Genomic DNA, 22,571 nt, shown 5'->3' with positions numbered 1-22,571 from the left:
CAGCCATCAGTGAGGCCGATAGATATGAACCTGTTCCAGCTCAGAGCGTTTGATGCGGTGGCCCGTGAAGGCAGCTTCACCCGGGCGGCTGCGCGGTTGTTCATCAGCCAGCCGGCGGTCACCGGGCATATCAAGGCGCTGGAGGAGCACTACCAGATCACCTTGTTGCGGCGCACCGCGCGACGGGTGGAGCTGACGGCGGAGGGGACCAAACTGGCGGCAATCACCCGTGCCATGTTTGGCCTGGCCGAAGAAGCCCAGGCGATGCTTGAAGCCAACCGGCAGTTGCTCACCGGGCGTCTGGAAGTGGCGGCGGACGGCCCGCACATGGTCATGCCGATGCTTGCCAGCCTGCGGGCGAGGTACCCGGGGATCACCGTGAATTTACGTCTGGGCAATGCCCAGGAAACCCTCGCAGCGTTGCTCTCCGAACATGCGGATGTGGCAGTGCTGACGGAAGTGGAGCCGCGCAAGGGACTGCATTTACAACGAATGAGCGAGTCGAGGATTTGCGCGCTGGTGCCGGCCAATCACCGGTGGCTGGCGACGCCTGCGGGGATCGGCATCGAACAGCTGGATCAGGTGATCATGGTGCTGCGTGAGCCGAGTTCGATTACCCGTCGCACCTTTGACGACGCCTGTGGCTTGGCCAGCGTCAATCCACGGGTGCTGCTGGAGCTGGACAGTCGCGAGGCGGTGACCGAGGCCGTGGCCGCCGAATTGGGTGTGGGCATCGTCTCTTCGGTGGAGGTCAGCCATGATCCGCGGGTGGCTGCGGTGCCGATCATTGGCGAAGGGCTGGTCAATCGACACATGATCGGCTGTATGGAGCGGCGTCGGGATTTGCGCTTGATTCAGGCGTTTTTCGAGTTGGCGCCGGGGGGCGAGTCCGTCAGATAGACCGAGGTGCGGCCATCGCGAGCAGGTCGGATCGCCGCACCGTCGCTCCCACATTGGATTTTCGCCAGCAGCATGATTTGTGGAGATCTATTGTGGGAGCAGCCGGTCGACGCTCGATTGCTCGCGATGAGGTCAGTGTGACCTGCACAAGACTCTCGCGAACCCTCTCCGGAAAGGTCGCCACTAGCCGCTGTGAACTTTGTTTGCGCAGTGTTTCAGCGTCAGGTGTCTGGTCTGCTCACCAGCCAGTCGAACAGCAGGTTTGACCCGTTTGGCTCGGGCTGAGCCATGGTTGCCTCGCCGGTGCCCATGAACGCCAGCCGTTGCTCGGTGCTCCAGTGTTGCTGGAAGTACTCGGCCAGCGCCACGCATTGCCCGAGGTAAAGCAGGCAGAGTTGATCCGGGGTACGGACAAACTCCAGGGCCAATTGACGCTTTTCTTCCGGGCTCAGGTCCAGGCTACCCGAAGGCTGGCTTTTGCCCTCCATGAGGATATTGTCCCGACTGAGGCTGGCCAGCTCCTGTAGCCCCGGCCGCGGCATGCGCACGATGTACCAGTGGGTCTGCGGCAAACGATGAGTCGGGATGGGGGGATGCTCGAACAGGCAGATGTCGCCGTTCCAGAGTTCGGGGAGAGAGTCGCCGGTCGCAACTAGCTGGTTTTCATGTGCCGGGCTTTGCGCCACTTCAGGGGTTGATCCGAGCATCACTCCCGACAGCGTCAGGCGGTCTGGGCTGAGGTGGATTCGGTTGCCGTTGGCGGTCAATGTCAGCGCCTGGTTTTCCTGTACCAACAGCGTTTGCCCTGGTTCGACATGTAACCGGCGGGTGTTTTCTGCAAGTCTCTGTCCATTGAGGTAAAGACCGGTCGCTGAGTGCGGGGAGGACGGCAGGTTGGCAATCTTGCCTGCGGCTGACCACACGACTGGGCGGTCCGGGTCGCTGTCGATAAAACTGACCAGCAGTTCGCTGCCTGCCAATGGCCGTGTATTGCGATCGATACGGCCATCGATCTCAGGGTGAACGATCGGCAACCAGACACCGGTGTGCTCATTGTGGGCATCTTGCCGATCCCATGCCAGACGAACCTTGATCCGCCCCTGCTCATCCTGCGTTGCCGATTGCCCGTTGGGCCCGGCCGCGTAGGCGATCTGGTAACCGGAAACGCTGGGTCTGGGGTGCTTGAGCGCCGGCCGGAATGCCATGGCCCAGGGAATGGCCTTGAATTGATTGCGATAGCCTTGGCGCAGCGACGCAGTCATTGCGTTGGTACCGCTGTCTTCTCTCAGCTGCTCGACTACTTCCCACCAATGTTGCCGTGAGGAGGAGGGCTTGAGTGCGTGTTGCCACTGGTGTTGAACCTCGGTGAGCAGCCATTGATCGTTGAGCCGTGACAGCGGATGGCTCAGCACCTGCAGGATCTGGCCGCTGTGCAGCCGGGGTTGATCGCTATGGCCGACGATATGCCGTTGCAGGCTGCGCAGGCGCTCCAGAGCGCGACGACTCAGCTGGTTCTGGTAGGCCTGAGGGGATCCGGGTCGGCTATCGGAACTGATGTAAGTCGGGCCGTGGGCCTGATTGGCTGCGTCTTCGTCCGTGCACGGTGTGTGGATCGGGTCATGAGCGCGCATCGGTTGTGCAAAATGTGCAAGGTGGCATTCGGACAGATCGCTGATCGTGGGTGAGCCACATTCCTGTTCCGCCGGTTGACGGTAGGGCGTGATGACCGGCAACAGTCCAAACCCCTCGCTGTCATCGGCGAACACCATGACATGCCGGTCGGGTTGGTGTTCGAAGTGGTAATGGATACCTTCCTCCTCGCACAGACGTTGCAGGAAATACAGATCGCTTTCGTCGTACTGAATGCACAACGATCGCAGCGGATATTGGCCAATGAGCAGTTCGAAGCGATAGCTGTCGACCTCAATCCCATGCTCTTCGAGCAGCTGGCGCAGAATGCCCGGCACGCTCAGGTCATGGAACACCCGGCGACAGGTGCGCTGCTCCAGCGCTTGCAGATGCGGCACGAGGCTGAGGCGGTAACCGCTCTGGAACGGGCTTTCATAGTGTTCGCTGATGCAGTGAATGATGCCGTGGATGCCGCTGTCGTCCCCCAGATGCAGGAACGCCGGCTGTTGCAGCAGCATGCCGGGGTTGGTTGCACGGTTGCAGTGGCTCAGGTCGATGTCGAAACGATAAGGCTCGTTGAGTGCTTCGCGACCTGTGAATCGGTTCACCGGCAGGCTCGCGGAGTCTTCGGTGAGTGTCAGGGTAAAGGGGTTTTGCCGATCCTTGTGCATTTCATACGCTCTTGTCTTCGTTTAGGGGCAGAGGTTACGAAACCACAGCGATGAATGGGCGGCGTAAACGGCTTTTAGGAAAACCCCTACGACACGTTGTGGAGAAGTCGATCAGTCACTCCACTTTTTGGTCGATTGGTAACTTTATGCCGTATAAACTTGCGCAAAGCGTCGGCCAATAGATGTTTCGGCGCCACAGATCGAGAGAGTGAGTAATGGGCGCACAGTGGAAGGTTAAACACAAAGAAGCGGCATCCAATGCCAAGGGCAAGATCTTCGGCAAACTGGTGAAAGAAATCACCATTGCCGCGCGCAACGGCGCGGATACCGCCACTAACGCGCATTTGCGGCTGGTGGTAGAGCAGGCGAAAAAAGCCTCGATGCCACGCGAAACCCTGGAGCGCGCGATCAAGAAAGGCTCGGGCCAGCTGGGCGAAACCGTTCAGTATCATCGCGTCACGTATGAAGGCTTCGCGCCTCATCAGGTCCCGCTCATCGTTGAGTGTGTTACCGACAATATCAACCGCACCGTCGCTGAAATTCGTGTGGCGTTCCGCAAGGGTCAGTTGGGTGCTTCGGGTTCGGTTGCCTGGGATTTCAACCATGTCGGCATGATTGAAGCGTCCCCTGACAGCCCGGACGCTGATCCGGAGCTGGCGGCTATCGAGGCCGGTGCTCAGGACTTCGAGCCAGGTGAAGAAGAGGGTACGACGCTGTTCCTGACCGAACCTGCCGATCTGGACGCGGTACAAAAAGCATTGCCTGAGCAGGGCTTTACCGTGTTGTCGGCGAAATTGGGCTACCAGCCTAAAAACCCGGTTAGCGGTTTGAGCGATGCGCAAATGGAAGAAGTCGAAGCCTTCCTCGAAGGGCTCGACAACCATGATGACGTGCAAGACATGTTTGTCGGTTTGGCGGGTTAAAGGGTTCGGTCTTTGACGGCCGTGTTGTCAGACCTGTGGGAGCGAGCTTGCTCGCGATGGACGTTAACGATAACGCGTGTTTTCTGAATAAACGCGCCGCCCTTGAGTCCATCGCGAGCAAGCTCGCTCCCACAGGGGCGCAGCGTTCGCTTAACTGACGGGCTACAACTCCATCCCCTGCAACTCCCGCCCGATTTCGGCAAACCCCGGCCGCGCCAGCACCTCTGGCTGACAGCAGCGGCTCTGCAAGTCCTGCAGCATCTCACGGCTCTCGGCGCTCAACCTCGAGTCGATCCGCTCCAGCAATTCCCCCAACAAAATCCCGAACGCCCGGACTTCTATGCGTTGCAGTGCGCGCGTCTCGAAACTGTCTGACGTAGCGTGAAACGACGCCGCGCCGAAATCGCCCAACAGGCAGTCGCCTTGTGCGTTCCACAAAATATTGTGGCCGTAGAGGTCGCCATGGGTGATGCCCTGCCGGTGCAAGTGCGCGGCAGCCGAAGCGATGCCGCTGGCGATCCGCAGCGCGACCTTGGCGCTGAACCTTGTGCTGTCATCGTAGACATCCCGAGTGCAGGAAGCGAGGCTCGGCAGTCCGGCCAGATTGCGGTAGCTGGGAGCGATCAAGTGCATCACCAGCCCGGCTTGCGCCTGCGGGTGGTCGACGATTCTGCCTTCGACCTTGATCAGGTTGGCGTGTTGGCCCGCGGTGATGCAGGCATTCATCTCGTGCAGCGGTGAACCGTCACTGGTCATGCTGCCCTTGTAGAGCTTCACCGCAACGTTTCGCGCAACCTGCGAGGGTTGTTCCCACAGCGCCTGATGAATCACCCCGGAAGCGCCTTCGCCCAGTTGCTGTTGCAGACGCAGCTGCGGCCATGGAATGTTCGGGGTGGCGTCCAGCGCGCAAGCATCGGCCTCGGATTCCAGCGGATTGCCCGCGTAAGCCAGCCAGCTCAGGCGTGGCAGCGATAACAGCCACTGCGGCAGCTCGGTCAGGCGGTTGGCGGCGATCCGGATCAACTCCAGCCGATGACATTGGCTCAGGCTCACCGGTAGCTGTTGCAAGCGATTACCGGCCAGCATCAGCTTTTGCAAATGCGGTCTTTCGCCAAGCTGCGCAGGTAGCTCGCTGATGCAGTTGTCGGTCAGGATCAGCCAGCGCAACAAGGGTGGCAGCGCGGCACCGGGGACGTGTTCAATGCGATTGGCCTTGAAGCCGATCATGCTCAGGCGAGCGCATTGGCCGAGGCACGCCGGGAGTTCGGTGAATGCATTGTCCGAACAGAACAGCACCCGTAACTGCGTCAGCCGATGCAGGTCGTCTGGCAGCTGGCTCAAGGCATTGCCACTCAGGTTCAGCACCTCGAGGGAGTCCGCCAGATCGAAGATCTCCCGGGGAAACTCGCTCAGCCCGCAGGACAGATCCAGACGTTTGATACCCGCTAAATGGCCGGCCCGCAGATGTGCAAGAGTATCCATGAACAGATTCAACACTCGAAAAGAGAGGGGCGCAGAGCCCCGGAAATGGGCGCCATGATAGTGGCAAAGGGCGGTGAAGTCTGTGGCCCGATCTCAATCAGCCGCCAATCGACTGCGAGTTCGCGCAAGGCACCGCAACGACTGTCAGGACCGTTGCATAAGGAACCATTGGCGTGCCGCAATCCATACACCATGGCTTACGAATGGATCGGTGACGAGGAACTCAGTTGACCGCGTTGAAGTTCCGGTTAAATACCACCACGTCGGCGTGGGAAGGATTCTTGGCGAAGAGCTCAGGTAAACGAGCATTAAACTCCTCTCGTTTCTGCGCTGCGGCTCCCTTGACTGCGGCGGCCAGCGCCGGACGCATTTGATCAGCGGTGTAATCGCAGCAGTACGCTGGGGTGCATGGCTGTTGCCGCCACGAATCCTCGAGGCTTGCGCTGTCGACCGGATCGAAGCCAACGTCATCGACGAGCTTCATCACGAGAGTTTTCTGACTGACATCGTCGCCAGCGACGGCGACGCCTAGACGGCCTTCCGCCCCTTTCGGCTGACCCAGATTTTCCAGCGAGTAAGCCAGGAGATTGTTGAATGCCTTGATAACCGGTCGGCCGAGCTGCTCGCTGACCCAGACGCTCTCCGTTTGACCAGATTCCAATGCGGGGATCTGCGCGTCTCTCAGGCCTGGGTAGTAGTTGCTGGTGTCGACCACCGGAACCGAGGAGGGTAGTTCGGCCAGTAGGCCTTCTGGAAGCGTTGCCATTGCTGGCAGTGGGATGGCAAGTATCACAGCATCGGCGCCGTCTATCGCATCTTTGAGGTCGGCAGGGGTGACGCCGGCCTCTTTAGCAAAGCTACTCACAGCCGCTTTTCCGCGGGAATTGGCCACGCGGACCTCATGGCCAGCAGCGGCGAGTCGATGGGCAAGGTTCCCGCCGATAGATCCGATTTCAACGATAGCGATTTTCATAGTCCCTCCAAGGATTCAAAGTCCGGATACGGTATTATCGATGCTGCAAAATTCGCAAGAACCGACGTTTTTGTCTGTAACGCACCAAAAGGTAAGTATTGATGGGTCGTGAGTGGGAATGTGAGAACCCATTACGGCGTCAGGCCTGGTCTGCCGCCATCAACGCCACACTTCGCGTACTGGAGGGGAAGTGGAAGATCGTCATCATCAATGAGCTGATGGCCGCCAAAGGCCGGCCGCTTCGATTCTCTGAGCTGGAGAAGCTCATTCCCGATGTCACGCAGAAGATGCTTATCCAGCAGTTGAAGGGGCTCCAACAAGACGACATCGTCCACCGAACCGTTTACCCAGAGGTGCCTCCGCGGGTGGAGTACGCCCTGACAGAGCTTGGTCATGCACTTGCCCCTACCATGACAGCGCTTATCGACTGGGCCGAACTCCGTCACCAGCACGATGCAAAGCGCGTCGAGACCACTTAGCGACGATGAGTCTTCGGGCTGAGAGGAGACACTCGCCGATAAAACCCAAAAAAACGGCCGGTTAAGGCCGTAAAGAGGGATGAAACAGGTGTGTAACGTTCTAAGGTCTTACAGTGCCTTTGAGACAACACGAGCATTTGAGTCGTCTCGCTGCCAGCCGCCTCCCAATGCTTTGAATGTGGCCACTGCAGCGCGAGCCGATTCAGTTTGTGCCTGGGCTCTACCATCAGATGCCGCTAAAAGTTGTTCATCTGCATCCAGTACTTCGATCAGGCTGACTACGCCTTTTTCATACGCGGCAAATGACATAGCTCGGGCTTTCGTATAAGCAGACTCACCTTGGCCTAGCTTTATCGATTGCTGCTCGCGGTTGATCAGCGCCGAAAAAGCGCTTTCGACATCTTCGCAGGCCCGAAGAACTGACTGGCGGTAAGCGGCTAAGGCTTCAGCTTCTTGGCCTTTCGCCAAGTCAATCTGGGCGTTGATGCGGCCAAAATCGAACAGCCTCCAGCGTAATCCCAGCACCGCCGAAGCCTGACTGGCGCCGTTGCTGAACAGGTTTGCGCTGGATACCGATGTAGCGCTGCCGAGCAGCGCACCCACAGAAAGTTTGGGGTAGTACTCGGAAATGGCTTCGCCGATGCGCGCGCTGGATGCCGCAAGGCGGCGCTCAGCTACGATCAAGTCTGGACGCCGACGCAGCAGGTCGGCCGGAGAGCCCATGTCGGCGAGGCTTGGCACCTCAGGGATGCGCGCCGGCTTAGTCAACTGCGCGTTATAAGTGCCCGGCGCTTTGCCCAGCAATACATCCAGGGCGTTCATCGCCGCGTCAAGGCCGGCTTGCAGTACCGGCACGGTTGCCTGAGCTTGACTCAACGATCCTTGGGTCTGGTTCAATTGCAGTTCAGCCGCCAGTCCTTTTGCATAGAGGTGTTCGATGGTGATGAGCAGCTGTTGTCGCGTATCTATTTGCTGTCGGGCAATTTCTAAGCGCGCTTGCAGGCCGCGGATGCTGATGTAAAGGTCTGCCGCCTGCGCGACCACCGCTAGACGTGTGGCAATTGCTCCGGCTTGCGAGGCCTGATAGTCGGCGAAGGCGGCCTCTTTACCTCGGCGCAGCCCGCCAAACACATCCAGCTCCCAGCCGGCATTCAAATTCGCCTCATAGGCACTGCCGTAGCGATTATAGGAAGGGTCTGAATTCAGCACTTGGCCCAACGGAGTTTCCAATGACTGTCGGGCTCGGGCCGCTTGACCGTTGACGGTAGCCGACGGCAGGAGAGCTGCGTTAGCTGCGCCCAAACCGGCGCGAGCCTGCTCGATCCTTGCTCTTGCCTGGGCTAAATCGAGACTCTGTTCAAGTGCTCGATTTATCAGCTGACTGAGTACTGGATCATTGAATGCGTCCCACCAAGCGGCGAGATCGGTAGTTGCGGCGCCAACTTGTTGTGCTTTAGACGTTTTCGCCGAGAAATGCTCGGGCAATTCCACACTGGGTTTTGAGTAGTCGGGGCCCACTGCGCAACCTGCAACCATACCCAAACACAGTAAGACGGCGAAACGAGGAGGAGGGTGCATGCGATACCTGCGAAAGGGTCGGTTTGTGACGATATTACAATTTGGTCACAAGTTGTCAACCACCTTTGGGATGAGTAAGCTGCTCGCATGAATCAGCCATCCGTTTCTTCGCCCAGCGCCCGTGGCCCAGCCGATCACGACATCCGAGACCAGATTGTCGCGGCGGCCAACGAGCATTTCAGTCAGTACGGTTACGGCAAAACAACGGTTTCTGACCTAGCCAAGGCCATCGGTTTTTCCAAGGCTTACATCTACAAGTTCTTTGAATCCAAGCAGGCGATTGGTAACGCTATCTGTACCAATTGCCTGACGGAAATCGTTGCAGCTGTGGAGCAGGCCATCAATGCAGACGGCATCTCGCCGACTGAGCGTTTTCGGCGATTGGTCAAAACCCTAATCGCTACGGGTGTGAGCCTGTTCTTTAACGACCGTAAACTCTATGACATCGCGGCGTTCTCCGCGTCGGAGCGCTGGTCGAGCTCGCAAGTCTATGACGCTCAGATCAAGAACTTCGTGTTGCAAATCGTGCGTGAGGGGCGAGAACTCGGCGAGTTTGAACGCAAGACACCGTTGGACGAGACAGTAGAAGCGATTCATCTTGCTCTGCGGCCCTTCATCAATCCTTTGCTCTTGCAGCACAACCTCGATTTTGTTGAAGAAGCCCCTTCGCTCATCTCCAATCTTGTTCTGCGCAGCCTAATGCCTTAAGCCGCAGCTGACGGATGCGCTGCCATCCGTATCAACGTGCGCGCCTGAAAAACTGGATCTCTAACCTTTCTGCGTTGCTCTGATCAACAGGGCGACGTTCATTTACTTAGATTGTGACTATTGACAGAAATGGTCACTTGAATAAGCATGGGGCATCCGCTACTGAGAGGTCTCTATGATCCAGCGCCCCCACCTGTCATTCATTTTCATTGGCTTGTTGCCGTTTTCCCTGACGGCCTGCAACGAGGCCACGCCTGCAGATCCTCGTCTCCAGATGCCCTTGGTGCGCATTGGTGTGGTTCAACCCTCAGCACCTGCGGCACGGGTATTCACCGGTATCGTCGCGGCTCGAGTTCAGAGCGATCTCGGTTTTCGGGTACCTGGGAAAGTCTTGGAGCGCTTGGTGGACTCTGGGCAGAGTGTCAAGCGCGGGCAGCCCCTCATGCGCATCGATGCCAACGACCTGACGCTGACCGCTAGGGCGCAGCAGGAAGCGGTACTGGCTGCCATGGCCCGAGCCCGGCAGGCCTCCGATGACGAGCTTCGCTACCGTGATCTGGTGTCCGTCGGAGCGGTATCTGCTTCAGCTTACGCAGGGTTCAAAGCGGCTGCCGACTCGGCGAAAGCCCAACTCAACGCTGCCCAAGCCCAGGCTGATGTGGCGAAAAACGCGACCGGTTATTCGACGTTACTGGCTGATGCTGATGGGGTTGTGGTGGACACCTTGGCTGAGCCGGGGCAGGTGATTGGCGCAGGTCAGGTGGTGGTGCGTGTTGCCCACTCAGGGCAGCGCGAGGCGGTGATCCAGTTGCCCGAGACGTTACGCCCTGCTTTGGGATCTTCGGGGACGGTTGAGCTATACGGCCAGCACCAGACTGCAGGTAAAGCGCGTTTACGCCAGTTGTCCGACTCTGCCGACCGACAGACCCGAACGTTTGAAGCGCGTTATGTGCTGGAGGGGGCGCTCTCCAACGCCACCCTGGGTTCGACGATCTCAGTGGTTATCGCTGACACGGAGGTTGCTGATGCCAAGGAATTACAGGTGCCCATGGGGGCCCTCTACGACGCGGGTAAAGGCCCGGGTGTTTGGGTGGTTGGGGGAGAACCGGAGCATGTGGTATGGCGCCCGATCAAGGTTCGCAGCTTGAATAACGAGGCCAGCGTGCGCGTGACGGGTGATCTCCAGGTGGGTGATCGTGTCGTCGCATTGGGTGCGCACCTATTGAATGAGGGAGAGAAAGTCAGGACTGAACTTGCCGGTGTCACGCAAAAAACGGTGGTTGAGGTGAGTCGATGAGCGGCTTCAATCTTTCGACGCTGGCAGTTCGCGAGCGCTCAATCACCCTGTTTTTGATCCTGCTGATTTCTGTGGGTGGGTTGTACGCCTTCTTCAAACTGGGGCGTGCGGAAGACCCCGCATTCACCATTAAACAAATGACGGTGGTCACCGCCTGGCCTGGGGCGACGGCCCAGGAGATGCAAGACCAGGTGGTAGAAAAGCTGGAAAAACGCATGCAGGAACTGCGTTGGTACGATCGGACCGAGACCTTTACCCGGCCCGGCTTAGCATTCACTACGGTGTACCTGCTCGACAGCACGCCGCCTTCAGCCGTCCAGGAGGAGTTTTACCAGGCGCGCAAGAAAATTCTGGATGAGCAGAAGGGGTTACCGCCTGGGGTGATCGGCCCGATGGTCAATGATGAGTATTCCGATGTCACCTTCGCGCTCTATGCGCTCAAGGCCAAGGGCGAGCCGCAACGTCTGTTGGTGCGCGAAGCCGAGAGCTTGCGCCAGCGTCTGCTGCATGTGGCGGGTGTGAAGAAGGTCAACATCATCGGTGAACAGGCCGAGCGCATTTTTGTCGAGCTGTCCTACGAGCGTCTGGCGACACTGGGCATTTCCGCACGAGACATCTTCAGTGCGTTGAACACGCAGAACATGATAACGCCGGCCGGCTCAGTTGAAGCGAAGGGCCCACAGGTTTTCATCCGCCTGGATGGCGCGTTTGATGACCTGCAGAAGATTCGTAATACCCCACTGACGGTGCAGGGCAGAACCCTCAAGTTGTCCGATGTGGCTGAGGTCAAGCGCGGTTATGAGGACCCCGCGACGTTCCTGGTACGCAACAACGGCGAGCCGGCACTGTTGCTCGGCGTGGTCATGCGCGACGGCTGGAACGGCCTGGATTTGGGGAAGTCGCTGGACGCTGAGGCCACAGCGATCAACGAGCAGATGCCTTTGGGCATGAGCCTGACCAAGGTCACGGATCAGGCGGTGAATATTGGCGCCTCCGTCAACGAGTTCATGGTGAAATTTTTTGCTGCCTTGGGCGTGGTGCTGCTGGTGTGTTTTCTCAGCATGGGCTGGCGTGTCGGCGTTGTGGTTGCCGCGGCGGTGCCGCTGACCCTGGCGGCCGTGTTCATTGTCATGGCGGCCACGGGCAAGGACTTCGATCGAATTACCCTGGGCTCGTTGATTCTGGCGCTGGGGCTGCTGGTGGACGATGCAATCATTGCCATTGAAATGATGGTGGTGAAGATGGAGGAGGGCTACGACCGAATCAAGGCCTCCGCTTATGCCTGGAGCCACACGGCCGCGCCGATGTTGTCGGGGACGTTGGTGACGGCGATCGGCTTTATGCCCAACGGTTTTGCCAAGTCGACCGCTGGTGAGTACACCGCGAACATGTTCTGGATCGTTGGCATTGCGCTGATCACTTCCTGGGTGGTGGCCGTGGTGTTTACCCCTTACCTGGGTGTCAAACTGCTGCCGCAGATCAAGGTGCCTGAAGGCGGGCATACGGCGATTTACGGTACACCGAACTACCAGCGTTTCAGGCGCCTGCTGGGCAGTGTGATCCGCCGCAAAGGCCTGGTGGCGACATCCGTCGTGGGCTTGTTTGTTGTTGCGATTCTGGGCATGGGCGTGGTCAAGAAGCAGTTCTTTCCAACATCCGACCGACCTGAGGTGCTGGTTGAGGTGCAGATGCCTTACGGCACCTCTATCGAACAGACTGATGTGGCGGCGGCCAAGGTCGAGGCGTGGTTGGCTCAGCAGCCGGAAGCCAAGATCGTCACCGCTTACATTGGCCAGGGCGCGCCGCGCTTCTATTTGGCGATGGCCCCTGAGCTACCCGATCCATCCTTCGCAAAAATCGTCGTCCTGACGGCGAATCAACAAGAGCGTGAGGCGCTCAAGATTCGGCTCAGGCAAGCCACGGCCGATGGTTTGGCGCCTGAAGCCCGCGTGCGGGTGACGCAGTTGGTATTTGGTCCTTACTCACCGTATCCGGTGGCCTTTCGGGTGATGGGCGCCGACCCCGCAGTGTTGCGGGATATCGCCGCTCAGGTGCGTGAGGTCATGACCGCCAGCCCCATGATGAGGACCGTCAACACCGACTTGGGCGAGCGCACACCGGCGCTTCATCTCACGCTGGATCAGGATCGCCTGCAAGCATTCGGCTTGACCTCGACCGATGTCGCGCAACAGTTGCAATTCCTGCTCACGGGGGTGCCTGTCACCGAGGTGCGCGAGGACATTCGTTCGGTTCAGGTGGTCGCTCGCTCGGCGGGAGAGACGCGTCTGGATCCGTCGAAAATTGCCGCCTTCACGCTGACCGGCGCCCAAGGGCAGCGCGTTTCGCTGTCCCAGGTAGGGGCGGTGGATGTGCGCATGGAGGAGCCCATTCTGCGACGTCGTGATCGTACGCCGACGATAACCGTGCGCGGTGACGTGGCTGAAGGTCTTCAGCCTCCCGATGTCTCCAACGCCTTGATAACGCAGTTGCAGCCCATCATCGAAAAACTGCCGGCTGGCTACCGGATTGAGTTTGCCGGCTCGATCGAGGAGTCGGGTAAAGCGAACAAGGCATTGCTACCGTTGTTCCCGATCATGATTGCGCTGATGTTGCTGACCATCATCATTCAGGTGCGCTCGATGTCGGCAATGATGATGGTGTTCGCCACCGCGCCTTTGGGCCTGATTGGTGTGGTGCCAATTCTGCTGCTGTTCCAGCAGCCGTTCGGGATCAACGCCTTGGTGGGATTGATTGCCTTGTCAGGGATTCTGATGCGCAACACGCTGATCCTCATTGGCCAGATTCACTCCAATGAGCAAGCCGGCCTGTCGCCTTACAACGCCGTGGTCGAAGCTACTGTGCAGCGCGCGAGGCCCGTGATTCTCACGGCGCTGGCGGCAATGCTGGCGTTCATTCCGCTGACTCATTCGGTGTTCTGGGGAACGCTGGCCTACACCCTGATTGGCGGTACGTTTGCCGGCACCGTGCTGACCCTGGTGTTCCTGCCAGCGATGTACGCCCTCTGGTTCAAGATCAAGCCTGAGCCCGCGCATGAGCTTGCAGCGAACACTCATGTTGCTTGATACCGGAAAAGGGTACGCCTTCCAACGCTGGTCGCGTGTCGGGTATTTCCCAGACGCCACGTTTGAGGTCGAACTCGCTCCAGCGGGCGAAGCGCAGCTCGCTGGAGCGTACAAACACGTGCAGCGACAGCAAGACTGTCAGCCGGGTAAGTGCGCGGCCTTTATAGGTGTCGATCCGTTCCTGCAATTAAGGCAAGCGCGATAAGGATAACGCGGGGCGGTAGACGACTCGCGAGGCTTTGATCGAGCCTTCGAGGTCGTAAGCAGGGTTTACGGTGATAAACCGGAGGCGCTTTGCCTCGCGCATGATGCTCTGCAGATAGTTTTGTACCCTTAAAGCAACGTCTATCGTTCCGCGCTTCCACCGGAATCCGACGGAACGCCAAAACGAAAAAACCCGCCATAAGGCGGGTTTTTCGGGGGGTTCAGAGATTTTTGAAGCCTTCTCTGGAACCTTGTCTGGCTCCACGACCTGGACTCGAACCAGGGACCCAGTGATTAACAGTCACTTGCTCTACCAACTGAGCTATCGCGGAATGCGGCGTATGTTACTGATTGAAAAGGAGAAGTCAAGCAGCAAATAGATTTTTGCGAACACTATCAGCATAGTCCGCTAGCGCAGCATGGGCAATGCGTGGTTTATCGATGACTGCCGGTTACCAGAACCTCGGTACAGGTCTACCATGCCCCCCCGGAAGTGGTTTCACGCGCTGCCGGCCTTCAGCCGCAAAGGTAGGTGCCATGACCCTGTATTCAGCCGTACAACCCCTCGCCACTCCACGACAGTTTGAGGTGGCCCCATGAGCATCGATCAGATCAGTCTGCCCAAAGGCGTTGGCCCTCAAGCCGCAAAGCTGTGGGACGCGATTACCCAGGCGGGTACAGCCGATGACCTGAACCGCGCAGGCGGTAAGGCTGAAGGTTTTGTTTTGGGGCTGGAGAGCGCTAAAGCAATCAAGAGCCAGGTCGCGGAATCGCTTTATGTAGCCTTTGACGACGCTGCCAGCCAGCGTTCGAGCGAACTGGCAGGCTAGCCGAACGTCAGCGTGCCGAGCATGAGCTTCGCCGCTAACGCAGTGGCGGCAAGTTGCACCAGCCACAGCGCCATGCCGCCCAGGAACACCCCCGTGGCTATTTGCCAGACCAGTCCGCTGCTGCGTTTGGCCTGTTTGCGGGGGATGAAACTGTCCAGTTCGTCGCGGTCAGCGCGCAAGTTATCGTTTTTCATGTGATCTCTAGTCAGGGAAGAGGCGCTTGGCGCTCCGAATTCACAGGCGGGCATAAATCCCGTAGCTGCCAAAGGCTGCGATCTTTTCGGGAACTCCATGCTTGACTGACTGGCATTGGAGTCGCCCCGCACAGGGTGGCATAGTGCACATCCCCTGAGAAGTACCTGCTTACAGGGTGATTGAGTATTTGGAGGGGTGGGGTTTGCGTAAGTGGCCAATGCAGGTTCTCGGTCTTTTGCTGGTGGTCGGCGCACTGTCAGGCTGCGGCAATGGTGACTCGCTGGAAACTTTCGGTGGTCCGACCATGGGTAGCACCTATTCAATCAAGTACGTGCGCCACAACGGCATTCCCGGGCCGGCCGAGGTCCGGCAGCAGGTCGAGAAGATCCTCGCCGAGGTCGATCAACAGATGTCGACCTACCGCAGCGACTCGGACATCGAGCGCTTCAACGATTTACCGGCGAACAGTTGCCAGCCAATGCCCGCGTCGATCCTGCAGTTGGTGCGTGTCGGCGAACAACTGTCGATCGACAGCGACGGTTCGTTCGATCTGACCGTGGAACCGCTGCTGAACCTGTGGGGTTTCGGTCCGCAGGCCCGCAATGAGAAAGTCCCGAGCACCGAGGCGCTGGCGCAGGTCCGGCAACGGGTAGGTCATGGGCATTTGCGAATCGAGGGTGACCGGCTGTGCAAGGATGCGCCGGTCGGAGTCGACTTCAATAGCGTCGCTGCTGGTTACGCCGTGGACCGAATCGCTGCGCAGCTGACCGCCATGGGCATCGACAGCTACCTTGCTGAAGTCACCGGCGAACTCAAGGCTGCCGGTAAAAAACTCGATGGCTCGCCCTGGCGGGTCGCTCTGGAAGAGCCCAGGGACGATCAGCAGGTGGCCGAGCGGGTGATCGCGGTGGACGGTTACGGTGTTTCCACGTCTGGCGACTATCGTAATTATTTCGAGCAGGATGGACGGCGTTATTCCCACACCTTCGATGCCCGCACCGGTGCACCGGTCGAACATGCTCTGGCGTCAGTGACAGTGATTCATCCTTCGGCACTGATGGCCGATGGCTTATCGACGCTGCTGCTGATCCTTGGCCCGCAACGGGGTTGGGATTACGCAGAAAAACATAATGTCGGTGCATTTTTTGTGATTCGTGCCGACACAGGTTTCGTCACACGCACCAGCCAGGCTTTTGATCGTCTGGTCGCCGAAACAACCGAGTAATGACGCGAGTGTCGGTGTTTCACGATAACGATGTAGTGCAGGCAGAAGTAGCCTACGACGCGGCCAAGGGGTAATGTGCGCGGCGTTGAAGCTTCTATAGACTGTGTCCCGATTCGTGACTGACCCAAATTGTTCCTTCATGCCGCCGGCCGCGGCATGATTTAGCCGGAGACGCCAGAGTGGTGTCTCGGCCTGTTCTGAGGAGTACGCATGGCTGTCTACAACTACGACGTGGTGGTGCTGGGTTCCGGCCCCGCAGGAGAAGGTGCGGCAATGAACGCCGCCAAAGCGGGGCGCAAGGTGGCGATGGTCGATAGCCGTCGTCAGGTCGGCGGCAACTGCACCCACCTGGGGACCATCCCGTCCAAGGCCTTGCGTCACTCGGTACGGCAGATCATGCAATTCAACACCAACCCGATGTTCCGGGCCATTGGTGAGCCGCGTTGGTTCTCTTTCCCTGACGTACTCAAGAGTGCGGAAAAGGTCATCTCCAAGCAGGTCGCCTCGCGCACCGGTTATTACGCGCGCAACCGGGTTGACTTGTTCTTCGGCACCGGCAGCTTCGCCGACGAGCAGACTGTCGAAGTGGTGTGCGCCAACGGCGTGGTCGAGAAGCTGGTAGCCAAGCAGATCATCATTGCCACCGGTTCGCGCCCGTATCGCCCGGCCGACATCGATTTCCACCACCCGCGTATCTACGATAGCGACACCATCCTGAGCCTGGGCCACACGCCACGTAAACTCATCGTTTACGGCGCCGGGGTCATCGGTTGCGAATACGCCTCGATCTTCAGTGGTCTGGGCGTGCTGGTGGAGCTGGTGGATAACCGCGGCCAGTTGCTGAGCTTCCTCGACTCCGAGATTTCCCAGGCGCTGAGCTACCACTTCAGCAACAACAACATCACGGTGCGCCACAACGAAGATTACGACCGGGTCGAAGGCGTGGACAACGGTGTGATCCTGCACCTCAAGTCCGGCAAGAAGATCAAGGCCGATGCCTTGCTCTGGTGCAACGGTCGCACCGGCAACACCGATCAGCTAGGCCTGGAAAACATCGGGGTCAAGGTCAACAGCCGTGGCCAGATCGAAGTGGACGAGGCCTATCGCACTTGTGTGCCGAACATCTACGCGGCTGGCGACGTGATCGGCTGGCCGAGCCTGGCCAGTGCCGCCCATGACCAGGGTCGTTCGGCAGCCGGCAGCATCATCGACAATGGCAGCTGGCGCTTCGTCAACGACGTGCCGACCGGCATCTACACGATTCCGGAGATCAGCTCGATCGGCAAGAACGAGCAAGAGTTGACTCAGGCCAAGGTGCCTTACGAAGTCGGCAAGGCGTTCTTCAAGGGCATGGCGCGCGCGCAAATTGCCGGCGAACCCCAGGGCATGCTGAAGATCCTGTTCCATCGTGAAACCCTGGAAGTCCTGGGCGTTCACTGCTTCGGCTACCAGGCGTCGGAGATCGTGCACATCGGTCAGGCGATCATGAACCAGCCGGGCGAGCACAATACCCTGAAGTACTTCGTCAACACCACGTTCAACTACCCGACCATGGCCGAAGCCTATCGGGTCGCGGCTTACGACGGCCTCAACCGGCTTTTTTGAGCGGCTCCGGCCGGTGGCCTGAGCCGGCCGGGGAGACCGATTTCAGCAATTCTCGAGAGTGGCGCTGGCCAAACCGGGAAAGTCTGTAATCAGGCTATCTACGCCGAAGTCGGCGAGCCTGCGCATCAGCGCGGGTTCGTTGACTGTCCATACCGACACATGCAGGCCCTGGCGCTGGGCTTTTTCCAGGCGCTCGGGAGTGCACAGCGTCCAGTTCAGCGCCAGAATCTCACAGCCATAACTCTGCGCGACCTTCAACGGGTCGAGCCAGGCGTATTCGGCGACCAGCCCACGCGACACGTCCGGTGTCAGTTCCAGCGCGGCTTTCAGCACTTCCCTTGAACTCGATGTGATGGTGATCTTGTCCCGCAGTCCGAAGCGCTGGGCCATTTCCCGAATCGCCAGCACCGTTGTCACGGCGCGAGTGCGCGAAGCACTCTTGACCTCCAGCTGCCAGTGCTCGAAATCGCATTTTTCGAACAGCTCTTCCAGACGGGGGATCGGGCACGGTTTGATCCAGCCCGGGCCCCCCGTACGCGCATCGTAGGTCACCAGTTCCGCGGCGGAACGCTCGACCACCTTGCCGCGCCGGTCAGTGGTGCGCTTGAGCGTCGGGTCGTGAATCACCATCAACTCGCCGTCCATGGACAAATGCAGGTCCAGCTCGCAGCGACGTACCCCGTGTTTGAGGCATTGCTGAAAGCTGGTCAGGGTGTTTTCCGGTGCTTCGCCTTTGGCGCCGCGGTGGCCGTAGATAAGGGTCACGGTTCTTCCTTAATTAATTGCCTGGCGATTCGTTCTGTTCGCGTGCAAGGCGTCGCTCTTGCGCCTGTTTCTGCAAGATATGGCGGGCCAGCAACTGGCGTTGCGCATCGGTCAGGGACTCGAACTCGGTGCCGAGCTTGAACGTGCCGAAGCCCTCCGGTTCACAGTGAGTGACCTTGGCTCGCAACAGCAAGCCCAATGCTTGCGGCATCAGCAATAGCTTGATCGCCAGATGGCTGTCGGGCGGGTAGGCGAGGTGATGCTCGAACTCCATGCCGCCTTCCGACAGCACCACATGCTGTGGCTCGTCGAACTTGTCGAGCACGGTTTGCGCCACCACCTGGCCAAGCAGGTCGATACGCTTGTTCAGCACCTTCAGGTAAGCGGCCATGGCTCGATCGCGCTCGCTGATCTGCCTGAGCAGGTGCTGTGACTCGAATTCGCTCAGGTGCAGTTCGCTGAGCAGATTGAACAGCGGTGACTCATCCTGCAACACTTCCTGGTCTGCGGCTTCGTGGGCAGACAGGGGCCTAATTTCCAGTGCGATCGTGTCCTCGATACGGTAGTATTCGCGGCGATCTTCTTCATCTAATGTCGACATGGCGAACCCATGGTAGCGGCGGTGGTCTGAGTGTAAAGCTGGTTGTCGACCCCCGCCACAAGGACGTTCCTTTTCCCTCCGAACAAGCCCCGACATGTTCAGACCTCTCTTCGTATTTATTGGCACGCGTTATACCCGTGCAAAGCGTCGCAATCATTTTGTGTCATTCATTTCCCTGACCTCGATGATCGGGCTCGCTCTCGGCGTCGTCGTGATGATCGTCGTGTTATCGGTGATGAACGGCTTCGATCATGAGATGCGCACCCGCGTGTTGGGCATGGTGCCCCACGCGACCATCGAGTCCGGTGAAGCCATCGATGACTGGCAAAGCCTGGCCGCCAGGGTCAAGCAAAACCCGCAGGTGGTGGCCGTTGCGCCGTTCACCCAGATGCAGGGTTTGCTGACCAACAACGGCAAGGTTTCCAAGGTGCTGCTCAATGCCATCGATCCTGCGCAAGAGCGCCAGGTTTCGATCATCGATAACTTCATGCAGCAGGGCAAACTGGACGACCTGTCGCCCGGCAGCTTTGGCATTGTTATCGGCGATAAGGCAGCGGCCAAGCTCGGCGCAGGCATTGGCGACAAACTGACCTTCGTTGCCCCGGAAGTGACTGTCACCCCGGCCGGGATGTTCCCGCGCATGAAACGCTTTACCGTGGTCGGCATCTTCCATGTCGGCGCCGGAGAGATCGACGGTTACCTGGGCGTCACCAACCTGCAGGATCTGGCGCGATTGCATCGCTGGAAACCGGATCAGGTCCAGGGCCTGCGGCTGAAGTTCGACGACCTGTTCCAGGCGCCACGCACGGCGTGGAACATCGCTCAGCAGTTCGGTGAAGATCGTTACTACGCCCGCGACTGGACCCGCACCCACGGCAACCTGTATCAGGCCATCCGCATGGAAAAAGCCATGATCGGCCTGCTGTTGCTGCTGATCGTTGCCGTGGCTGCCTTCAACATCATCTCCACGCTGGTGATGGTGGTGAATGACAAGAAAGGCGACATCGCGATTCTGCGCACCCTCGGCTCTACGCCGGGGCAGATCATGGCGATCTTCATGGTCCAGGGCACGGTGATCGGTGTGGTGGGTACGTTGATCGGCGCGGTGGTGGGGATCTTTGCCGCGCTGAATGTCAGTGCGGCGATCTCCGGTCTGGAAGGCTTGATCGGACACAAATTCCTGAACGCCGACGTTTACTTCATCGACTACTTGCCGTCGCAACTGATGGCCGAAGATGTGTTGATGGTCTGCGCCGCCGCGTTGGTCCTGAGTTTCCTCGCCACCCTGTATCCAGCCTGGCGTGCTGCGCGCACCCAGCCTGCGGAGGCGCTACGTTATGAGTGAGTCGGGCATGAGTGATAAAGCAATCTTGAGCTGCCGCAACCTGGGCAAATCCTACGAGGAAGGCCCGGAATCGGTAGAGGTTCTGGCCGGTCTGCAACTGGAACTGCATCCGGGTGAGCGCGTGGCGATTGTCGGTACCTCGGGTTCGGGCAAAAGTACCTTGCTCAACCTGCTGGGCGGCCTCGATACGCCCACCAAGGGCAGTGTCTGGCTGGCCGGTGAAGAGCTGTCGGCGCTGAATGAAAAGGCTCGCGGTCTGCTGCGCAATCGGTCGCTGGGTTTCGTTTACCAGTTCCACCACTTGCTGCCTGAGTTCACCGCGCTGGAAAACGTCTGCATGCCGCTGCTGATCGGTCGCACGGCAATCCCGCAGGCCCGTCAACGCGCGACGGCCTTGCTGGAGCGGGTAGGGCTGGGTCATCGCCTGGAGCACAAACCGGCGGAGCTGTCCGGTGGCGAGCGCCAGCGTGTGGCCATCGCCCGTGCATTGGTCAACAATCCAGGCCTGGTGATGCTCGACGAGCCGACCGGCAACCTCGATTCGCACACCGCCCAGGGCATTCAGGATTTGATGCTGGAGCTCAGCACCTCGATGCGCACTGCGTTCCTGGTGGTGACTCACGACATGAACCTGGCTCGCCAGATGGATCGCGTCCTGCATTTGCAGGAAGGTTGCCTGACGCCCATCTGATTGGCCGAAACCCGGCGTGGCGGAAAAGCGCGTCGGGTCTTTTATTTTCATACGGTGCCCCAGCGAATGTTCAGACCGTTATCGATTTTTATCGGCACGCGCTATACCCGCGCCAAGCGCCGCAATCGCTTTGTTTCCTTCATCTCGATGACCTCGATGATCGGTCTCGCCCTCGGCGTGCTGGCGATGATCGTGGTGCTGTCGGTGATGAACGGCTTTCAGCGCGAAATGAGCTCGCGCATCCTCGGCATGGTGCCCCACGCGACCATCGTCGGCGTCAATCCGATCGATGATTGGCAACCGGTGGCGGCGGCCGCCATGAAGAATCCCGAAGTGACGGCTGCGGTGCCGTTCACCGAGATGGAGGGCATGCTGTCCTACAAGGGCTCGATGCAGCCGATCCAGATCAGCGGCATCGACCCGGCTCAGGAGGGCAAAGTCTCCATCGTCACCCAGCACATTGTGCAGGGCCGTCTGGATGCCCTTAAGCCGGGCGAGTTTGGCGTGGTGCTCGGCGAAATCACCGCGCGCCGCTTCCGGTTGAATGTCGGCGACAAACTGACCCTGATTGTCCCGGAAATCAGCTCCGCGCCGGGGGGCATCACCCCGCGCATGCAGCGTCTGAATGTGGTCGGGGTGTTCAAGGTCGGTGCCGAGCTGGATGGCTCCATGGCGTTGATTCACGTCGCCGATGCCGCGCAAATGCAGCATTGGCAGCCGAATCAGGTACAAAGCGTTCGTCTGGCGGTGAAGGATCTCTATGCCGCGCCACAGGTGTCGACGGCTATCGCCAATGGCTTGGGTGCCGATTTCAAGGCCGATGACTGGACTCACACGCAAGGCAGCCTGTTCAGTGCGATGAAGATGGAAAAGACCATGATCGGTCTGCTGTTGCTGATGATCGTCGCCGTGGCTGCGTTCAACATCATCGCGACCTTGATCATGGTGGTGAACGACAAGGGCGCGGATATTGCGATCCTGCGGACCATCGGCGCCACACCGCGGCAGATCATGGCGATCTTCATGGTTCAGGGCACCGTGATCGGGATCGTCGGCACCTTGATCGGCGGTATTCTCGGCGTGATCGCGGCGCTGAACGTGAGCGAGCTGGTGGGGTGGCTGGAGCGGGTCAGCGGGCAGCACATCTTCAGTTCCGACGTGTACTTCGTCAGCAACCTGCCGTCTGAACTGCAAGGCGTGGATGTGGCGCTGATCTGCGGTGCGGGTTTTGTGCTGAGCTTCCTGGCCACGGTTTACCCGGCCTGGCGCGCGTCGAAGATTCAGCCGGCGGATGCGTTGAGATATTCGTAAGCCGTAACGCCGCTTTCGCGGGCAAGCCCGCTCCCACAAGGGCTATATACATCCTGTGGGAGCGGGCTTGCCCGCG

Annotated in this window: 20 protein-coding genes, 1 tRNA gene and 1 pseudogene; 13 read left to right on the top strand and 9 right to left on the bottom strand. The window is 59.2% G+C overall.

Features of this window, described 5'->3' with window-relative positions; genetic code table 11:
* The first annotated feature begins 24 nt into the window (after nucleotides 1-24).
* Entirely contained in the window at nucleotides 25-900 is an 876-nt protein-coding gene (locus tag AC3I0A_RS18715) for a LysR substrate-binding domain-containing protein (protein ID WP_489373714.1), read from the top strand.
* A 221-nt stretch (nucleotides 901-1,121) separates the two neighbouring features.
* Here the strand turns inward: AC3I0A_RS18715 and AC3I0A_RS18710 are convergent, their stop codons facing one another.
* Entirely contained in the window at nucleotides 1,122-3,200 is a 2,079-nt protein-coding gene (locus AC3I0A_RS18710) for a type VI secretion system Vgr family protein (RefSeq protein ID WP_489373713.1), read from the bottom strand.
* Nucleotides 3,201-3,415: 215 nt separating this feature from the next.
* Between AC3I0A_RS18710 and AC3I0A_RS18705 the strand changes: the two genes are divergently transcribed.
* Nucleotides 3,416-4,123: a YebC/PmpR family DNA-binding transcriptional regulator gene (locus AC3I0A_RS18705; protein ID WP_489373712.1), complete on the top strand. Its 708-nt coding sequence runs from the start codon at nucleotides 3,416-3,418 to the stop codon at nucleotides 4,121-4,123.
* A gap of 162 nt (nucleotides 4,124-4,285) precedes the next feature.
* On the opposite strand, the gene AC3I0A_RS18700 is transcribed toward AC3I0A_RS18705, so the two are convergent.
* Nucleotides 4,286-5,605 carry a leucine-rich repeat-containing protein kinase family protein gene (locus AC3I0A_RS18700; RefSeq protein WP_489373711.1) on the bottom strand — a complete coding sequence of 440 codons (1,320 nt, stop codon included), beginning with the start codon at nucleotides 5,603-5,605 and terminating at the stop codon, nucleotides 4,286-4,288.
* A gap of 54 nt (nucleotides 5,606-5,659) precedes the next feature.
* On the opposite strand from AC3I0A_RS18700, the gene AC3I0A_RS18695 reads away from it, so the two are divergent.
* The gene (locus AC3I0A_RS18695; RefSeq protein ID WP_489373710.1) at nucleotides 5,660-5,836 is read left to right on the top strand and encodes a hypothetical protein; all 177 of its coding nucleotides are present in this window, start codon (nucleotides 5,660-5,662) and stop codon (nucleotides 5,834-5,836) included.
* Here the strand turns inward: AC3I0A_RS18695 and AC3I0A_RS18690 are convergent.
* Nucleotides 5,829-6,578, bottom strand: coding sequence for an NADPH-dependent F420 reductase (locus AC3I0A_RS18690; RefSeq protein ID WP_489373709.1), 750 nt, complete (start codon nucleotides 6,576-6,578; stop codon nucleotides 5,829-5,831). The two genes, AC3I0A_RS18695 and AC3I0A_RS18690, sit on opposite strands and share 8 nt — an antisense overlap.
* A 101-nt stretch (nucleotides 6,579-6,679) precedes the next feature.
* Between AC3I0A_RS18690 and AC3I0A_RS18685 the strand changes: the two genes are divergently transcribed.
* Nucleotides 6,680-7,057, top strand: a complete 378-nt coding sequence (locus AC3I0A_RS18685; protein WP_489373707.1) for a winged helix-turn-helix transcriptional regulator — start codon at nucleotides 6,680-6,682, stop codon at nucleotides 7,055-7,057.
* 108 nt (nucleotides 7,058-7,165) lie between these two features.
* Here the strand turns inward: AC3I0A_RS18685 and AC3I0A_RS18680 are convergent, their stop codons facing one another.
* Complete coding sequence (locus AC3I0A_RS18680) at nucleotides 7,166-8,635, bottom strand: efflux transporter outer membrane subunit (RefSeq protein ID WP_489373705.1); 1,470 nt, start codon at nucleotides 8,633-8,635, stop codon at nucleotides 7,166-7,168.
* 87 nt (nucleotides 8,636-8,722) lie between these two features.
* On the opposite strand from AC3I0A_RS18680, the gene AC3I0A_RS18675 reads away from it, so the two are divergent.
* From AC3I0A_RS18675 to AC3I0A_RS18665, 3 genes are all read left to right on the top strand, one after another.
* Nucleotides 8,723-9,343, top strand: a complete 621-nt coding sequence (locus AC3I0A_RS18675; RefSeq protein WP_489373703.1) for a TetR/AcrR family transcriptional regulator — start codon at nucleotides 8,723-8,725, stop codon at nucleotides 9,341-9,343.
* Nucleotides 9,344-9,518: 175 nt separating this feature from the next.
* Nucleotides 9,519-10,640 (top strand): efflux RND transporter periplasmic adaptor subunit, encoded by a 1,122-nt coding sequence (locus AC3I0A_RS18670; protein WP_489373701.1) that lies wholly within the window; start codon nucleotides 9,519-9,521, stop codon nucleotides 10,638-10,640.
* A complete protein-coding gene (locus tag AC3I0A_RS18665; RefSeq protein ID WP_489373700.1) occupies nucleotides 10,637-13,723 on the top strand; it encodes an efflux RND transporter permease subunit in 3,087 nt (1,028 codons plus the stop codon). Before AC3I0A_RS18670 ends, AC3I0A_RS18665 begins: the two co-directional genes overlap by 4 nt.
* Nucleotides 13,724-13,727: 4 nt before the next feature.
* On the opposite strand, the pseudogene AC3I0A_RS18660 reads toward AC3I0A_RS18665, so the two are convergent.
* A pseudogene (locus AC3I0A_RS18660) lies at nucleotides 13,728-14,084 on the bottom strand (tyrosine-type recombinase/integrase); the annotation flags it as partial.
* Nucleotides 14,085-14,183: 99 nt separating this feature from the next.
* Nucleotides 14,184-14,259 (bottom strand) — tRNA-Asn (locus tag AC3I0A_RS18655).
* Between the two features lie 264 nt (nucleotides 14,260-14,523).
* On the opposite strand from AC3I0A_RS18655, the gene AC3I0A_RS18650 reads away from it, so the two are divergent.
* Nucleotides 14,524-14,757: a hypothetical protein gene (locus AC3I0A_RS18650; protein ID WP_489373698.1), complete on the top strand. Its 234-nt coding sequence runs from the start codon at nucleotides 14,524-14,526 to the stop codon at nucleotides 14,755-14,757.
* Here the strand turns inward: AC3I0A_RS18650 and AC3I0A_RS18645 are convergent.
* Nucleotides 14,754-14,951, bottom strand: a complete 198-nt coding sequence (locus AC3I0A_RS18645) for a hypothetical protein (protein ID WP_489373696.1) — start codon at nucleotides 14,949-14,951, stop codon at nucleotides 14,754-14,756. The genes AC3I0A_RS18650 and AC3I0A_RS18645 overlap by 4 nt on opposite strands.
* A gap of 218 nt (nucleotides 14,952-15,169) precedes the next feature.
* Here AC3I0A_RS18645 and AC3I0A_RS18640 point away from each other — a divergent pair, with 218 nt between their 5' ends.
* The gene (locus AC3I0A_RS18640; RefSeq protein WP_489378544.1) at nucleotides 15,170-16,177 is read left to right on the top strand and encodes an FAD:protein FMN transferase; all 1,008 of its coding nucleotides are present in this window, start codon (nucleotides 15,170-15,172) and stop codon (nucleotides 16,175-16,177) included.
* Between the two features lie 210 nt (nucleotides 16,178-16,387).
* Nucleotides 16,388-17,782: a Si-specific NAD(P)(+) transhydrogenase gene (gene sthA, locus AC3I0A_RS18635; RefSeq protein WP_489373694.1), complete on the top strand. Its 1,395-nt coding sequence runs from the start codon at nucleotides 16,388-16,390 to the stop codon at nucleotides 17,780-17,782.
* Between the two features lie 42 nt (nucleotides 17,783-17,824).
* Here the strand turns inward: sthA and AC3I0A_RS18630 are convergent, their stop codons facing one another.
* Both AC3I0A_RS18630 and AC3I0A_RS18625 read right to left on the bottom strand, forming a co-directional pair.
* Nucleotides 17,825-18,547 carry a glycerophosphodiester phosphodiesterase gene (locus AC3I0A_RS18630; RefSeq protein WP_489373692.1) on the bottom strand — a complete coding sequence of 241 codons (723 nt, stop codon included), beginning with the start codon at nucleotides 18,545-18,547 and terminating at the stop codon, nucleotides 17,825-17,827.
* Nucleotides 18,548-18,560: 13 nt separating this feature from the next.
* Nucleotides 18,561-19,148, bottom strand: a complete 588-nt coding sequence (locus tag AC3I0A_RS18625) for a PilZ domain-containing protein (protein WP_489373690.1) — start codon at nucleotides 19,146-19,148, stop codon at nucleotides 18,561-18,563.
* A gap of 94 nt (nucleotides 19,149-19,242) precedes the next feature.
* Here AC3I0A_RS18625 and AC3I0A_RS18620 point away from each other — a divergent pair, with 94 nt between their 5' ends.
* The 3 genes from AC3I0A_RS18620 (at nucleotide 19,243) to AC3I0A_RS18610 (ending at nucleotide 22,495) form a co-directional block, all read left to right on the top strand.
* Nucleotides 19,243-20,493: a lipoprotein-releasing ABC transporter permease subunit gene (locus AC3I0A_RS18620; RefSeq protein WP_489373688.1), complete on the top strand. Its 1,251-nt coding sequence runs from the start codon at nucleotides 19,243-19,245 to the stop codon at nucleotides 20,491-20,493.
* A 7-nt stretch (nucleotides 20,494-20,500) separates the two neighbouring features.
* Nucleotides 20,501-21,184, top strand: a complete 684-nt coding sequence (lolD, locus tag AC3I0A_RS18615) for a lipoprotein-releasing ABC transporter ATP-binding protein LolD (protein ID WP_489373686.1) — start codon at nucleotides 20,501-20,503, stop codon at nucleotides 21,182-21,184.
* Between the two features lie 66 nt (nucleotides 21,185-21,250).
* Nucleotides 21,251-22,495, top strand: a complete 1,245-nt coding sequence (locus AC3I0A_RS18610) for a lipoprotein-releasing ABC transporter permease subunit (RefSeq protein ID WP_489373685.1) — start codon at nucleotides 21,251-21,253, stop codon at nucleotides 22,493-22,495.
* Nucleotides 22,496-22,571: the final 76 nt, after the last annotated feature.

Source organism: Pseudomonas sp. KH_024_B2 (assembly GCF_057839965.1).
Note: the sequence above shows the minus strand (reverse complement) of the source record. Positions and strands in the feature narration are given on the sequence as shown.

What these genes read in the sequence shown, in the direction of transcription:
- AC3I0A_RS18715 (WP_489373714.1), top strand. Translation starts at nt 25, where the DNA reads ATGAACCTGTTCCAGCTCAGAGCGTTTGATGCGGTGGCCCGTGAAGGC.
- AC3I0A_RS18710 (WP_489373713.1), bottom strand. Translation starts at nt 3,200, where the DNA reads ATGCACAAGGATCGGCAAAACCCCTTTACCCTGACACTCACCGAAGAC.
- AC3I0A_RS18705 (WP_489373712.1), top strand. Translation starts at nt 3,416, where the DNA reads ATGGGCGCACAGTGGAAGGTTAAACACAAAGAAGCGGCATCCAATGCC.
- AC3I0A_RS18700 (WP_489373711.1), bottom strand. Translation starts at nt 5,605, where the DNA reads ATGGATACTCTTGCACATCTGCGGGCCGGCCATTTAGCGGGTATCAAA.
- AC3I0A_RS18695 (WP_489373710.1), top strand. Translation starts at nt 5,660, where the DNA reads ATGATAGTGGCAAAGGGCGGTGAAGTCTGTGGCCCGATCTCAATCAGC.
- AC3I0A_RS18690 (WP_489373709.1), bottom strand. Translation starts at nt 6,578, where the DNA reads ATGAAAATCGCTATCGTTGAAATCGGATCTATCGGCGGGAACCTTGCC.
- AC3I0A_RS18685 (WP_489373707.1), top strand. Translation starts at nt 6,680, where the DNA reads ATGGGTCGTGAGTGGGAATGTGAGAACCCATTACGGCGTCAGGCCTGG.
- AC3I0A_RS18680 (WP_489373705.1), bottom strand. Translation starts at nt 8,635, where the DNA reads ATGCACCCTCCTCCTCGTTTCGCCGTCTTACTGTGTTTGGGTATGGTT.
- AC3I0A_RS18675 (WP_489373703.1), top strand. Translation starts at nt 8,723, where the DNA reads ATGAATCAGCCATCCGTTTCTTCGCCCAGCGCCCGTGGCCCAGCCGAT.
- AC3I0A_RS18670 (WP_489373701.1), top strand. Translation starts at nt 9,519, where the DNA reads ATGATCCAGCGCCCCCACCTGTCATTCATTTTCATTGGCTTGTTGCCG.
- AC3I0A_RS18665 (WP_489373700.1), top strand. Translation starts at nt 10,637, where the DNA reads ATGAGCGGCTTCAATCTTTCGACGCTGGCAGTTCGCGAGCGCTCAATC.
- AC3I0A_RS18650 (WP_489373698.1), top strand. Translation starts at nt 14,524, where the DNA reads ATGAGCATCGATCAGATCAGTCTGCCCAAAGGCGTTGGCCCTCAAGCC.
- AC3I0A_RS18645 (WP_489373696.1), bottom strand. Translation starts at nt 14,951, where the DNA reads ATGAAAAACGATAACTTGCGCGCTGACCGCGACGAACTGGACAGTTTC.
- AC3I0A_RS18640 (WP_489378544.1), top strand. Translation starts at nt 15,170, where the DNA reads ATGCAGGTTCTCGGTCTTTTGCTGGTGGTCGGCGCACTGTCAGGCTGC.
- sthA (WP_489373694.1), top strand. Translation starts at nt 16,388, where the DNA reads ATGGCTGTCTACAACTACGACGTGGTGGTGCTGGGTTCCGGCCCCGCA.
- AC3I0A_RS18625 (WP_489373690.1), bottom strand. Translation starts at nt 19,148, where the DNA reads ATGTCGACATTAGATGAAGAAGATCGCCGCGAATACTACCGTATCGAG.
- AC3I0A_RS18620 (WP_489373688.1), top strand. Translation starts at nt 19,243, where the DNA reads ATGTTCAGACCTCTCTTCGTATTTATTGGCACGCGTTATACCCGTGCA.
- lolD (WP_489373686.1), top strand. Translation starts at nt 20,501, where the DNA reads ATGAGTGATAAAGCAATCTTGAGCTGCCGCAACCTGGGCAAATCCTAC.
- AC3I0A_RS18610 (WP_489373685.1), top strand. Translation starts at nt 21,251, where the DNA reads ATGTTCAGACCGTTATCGATTTTTATCGGCACGCGCTATACCCGCGCC.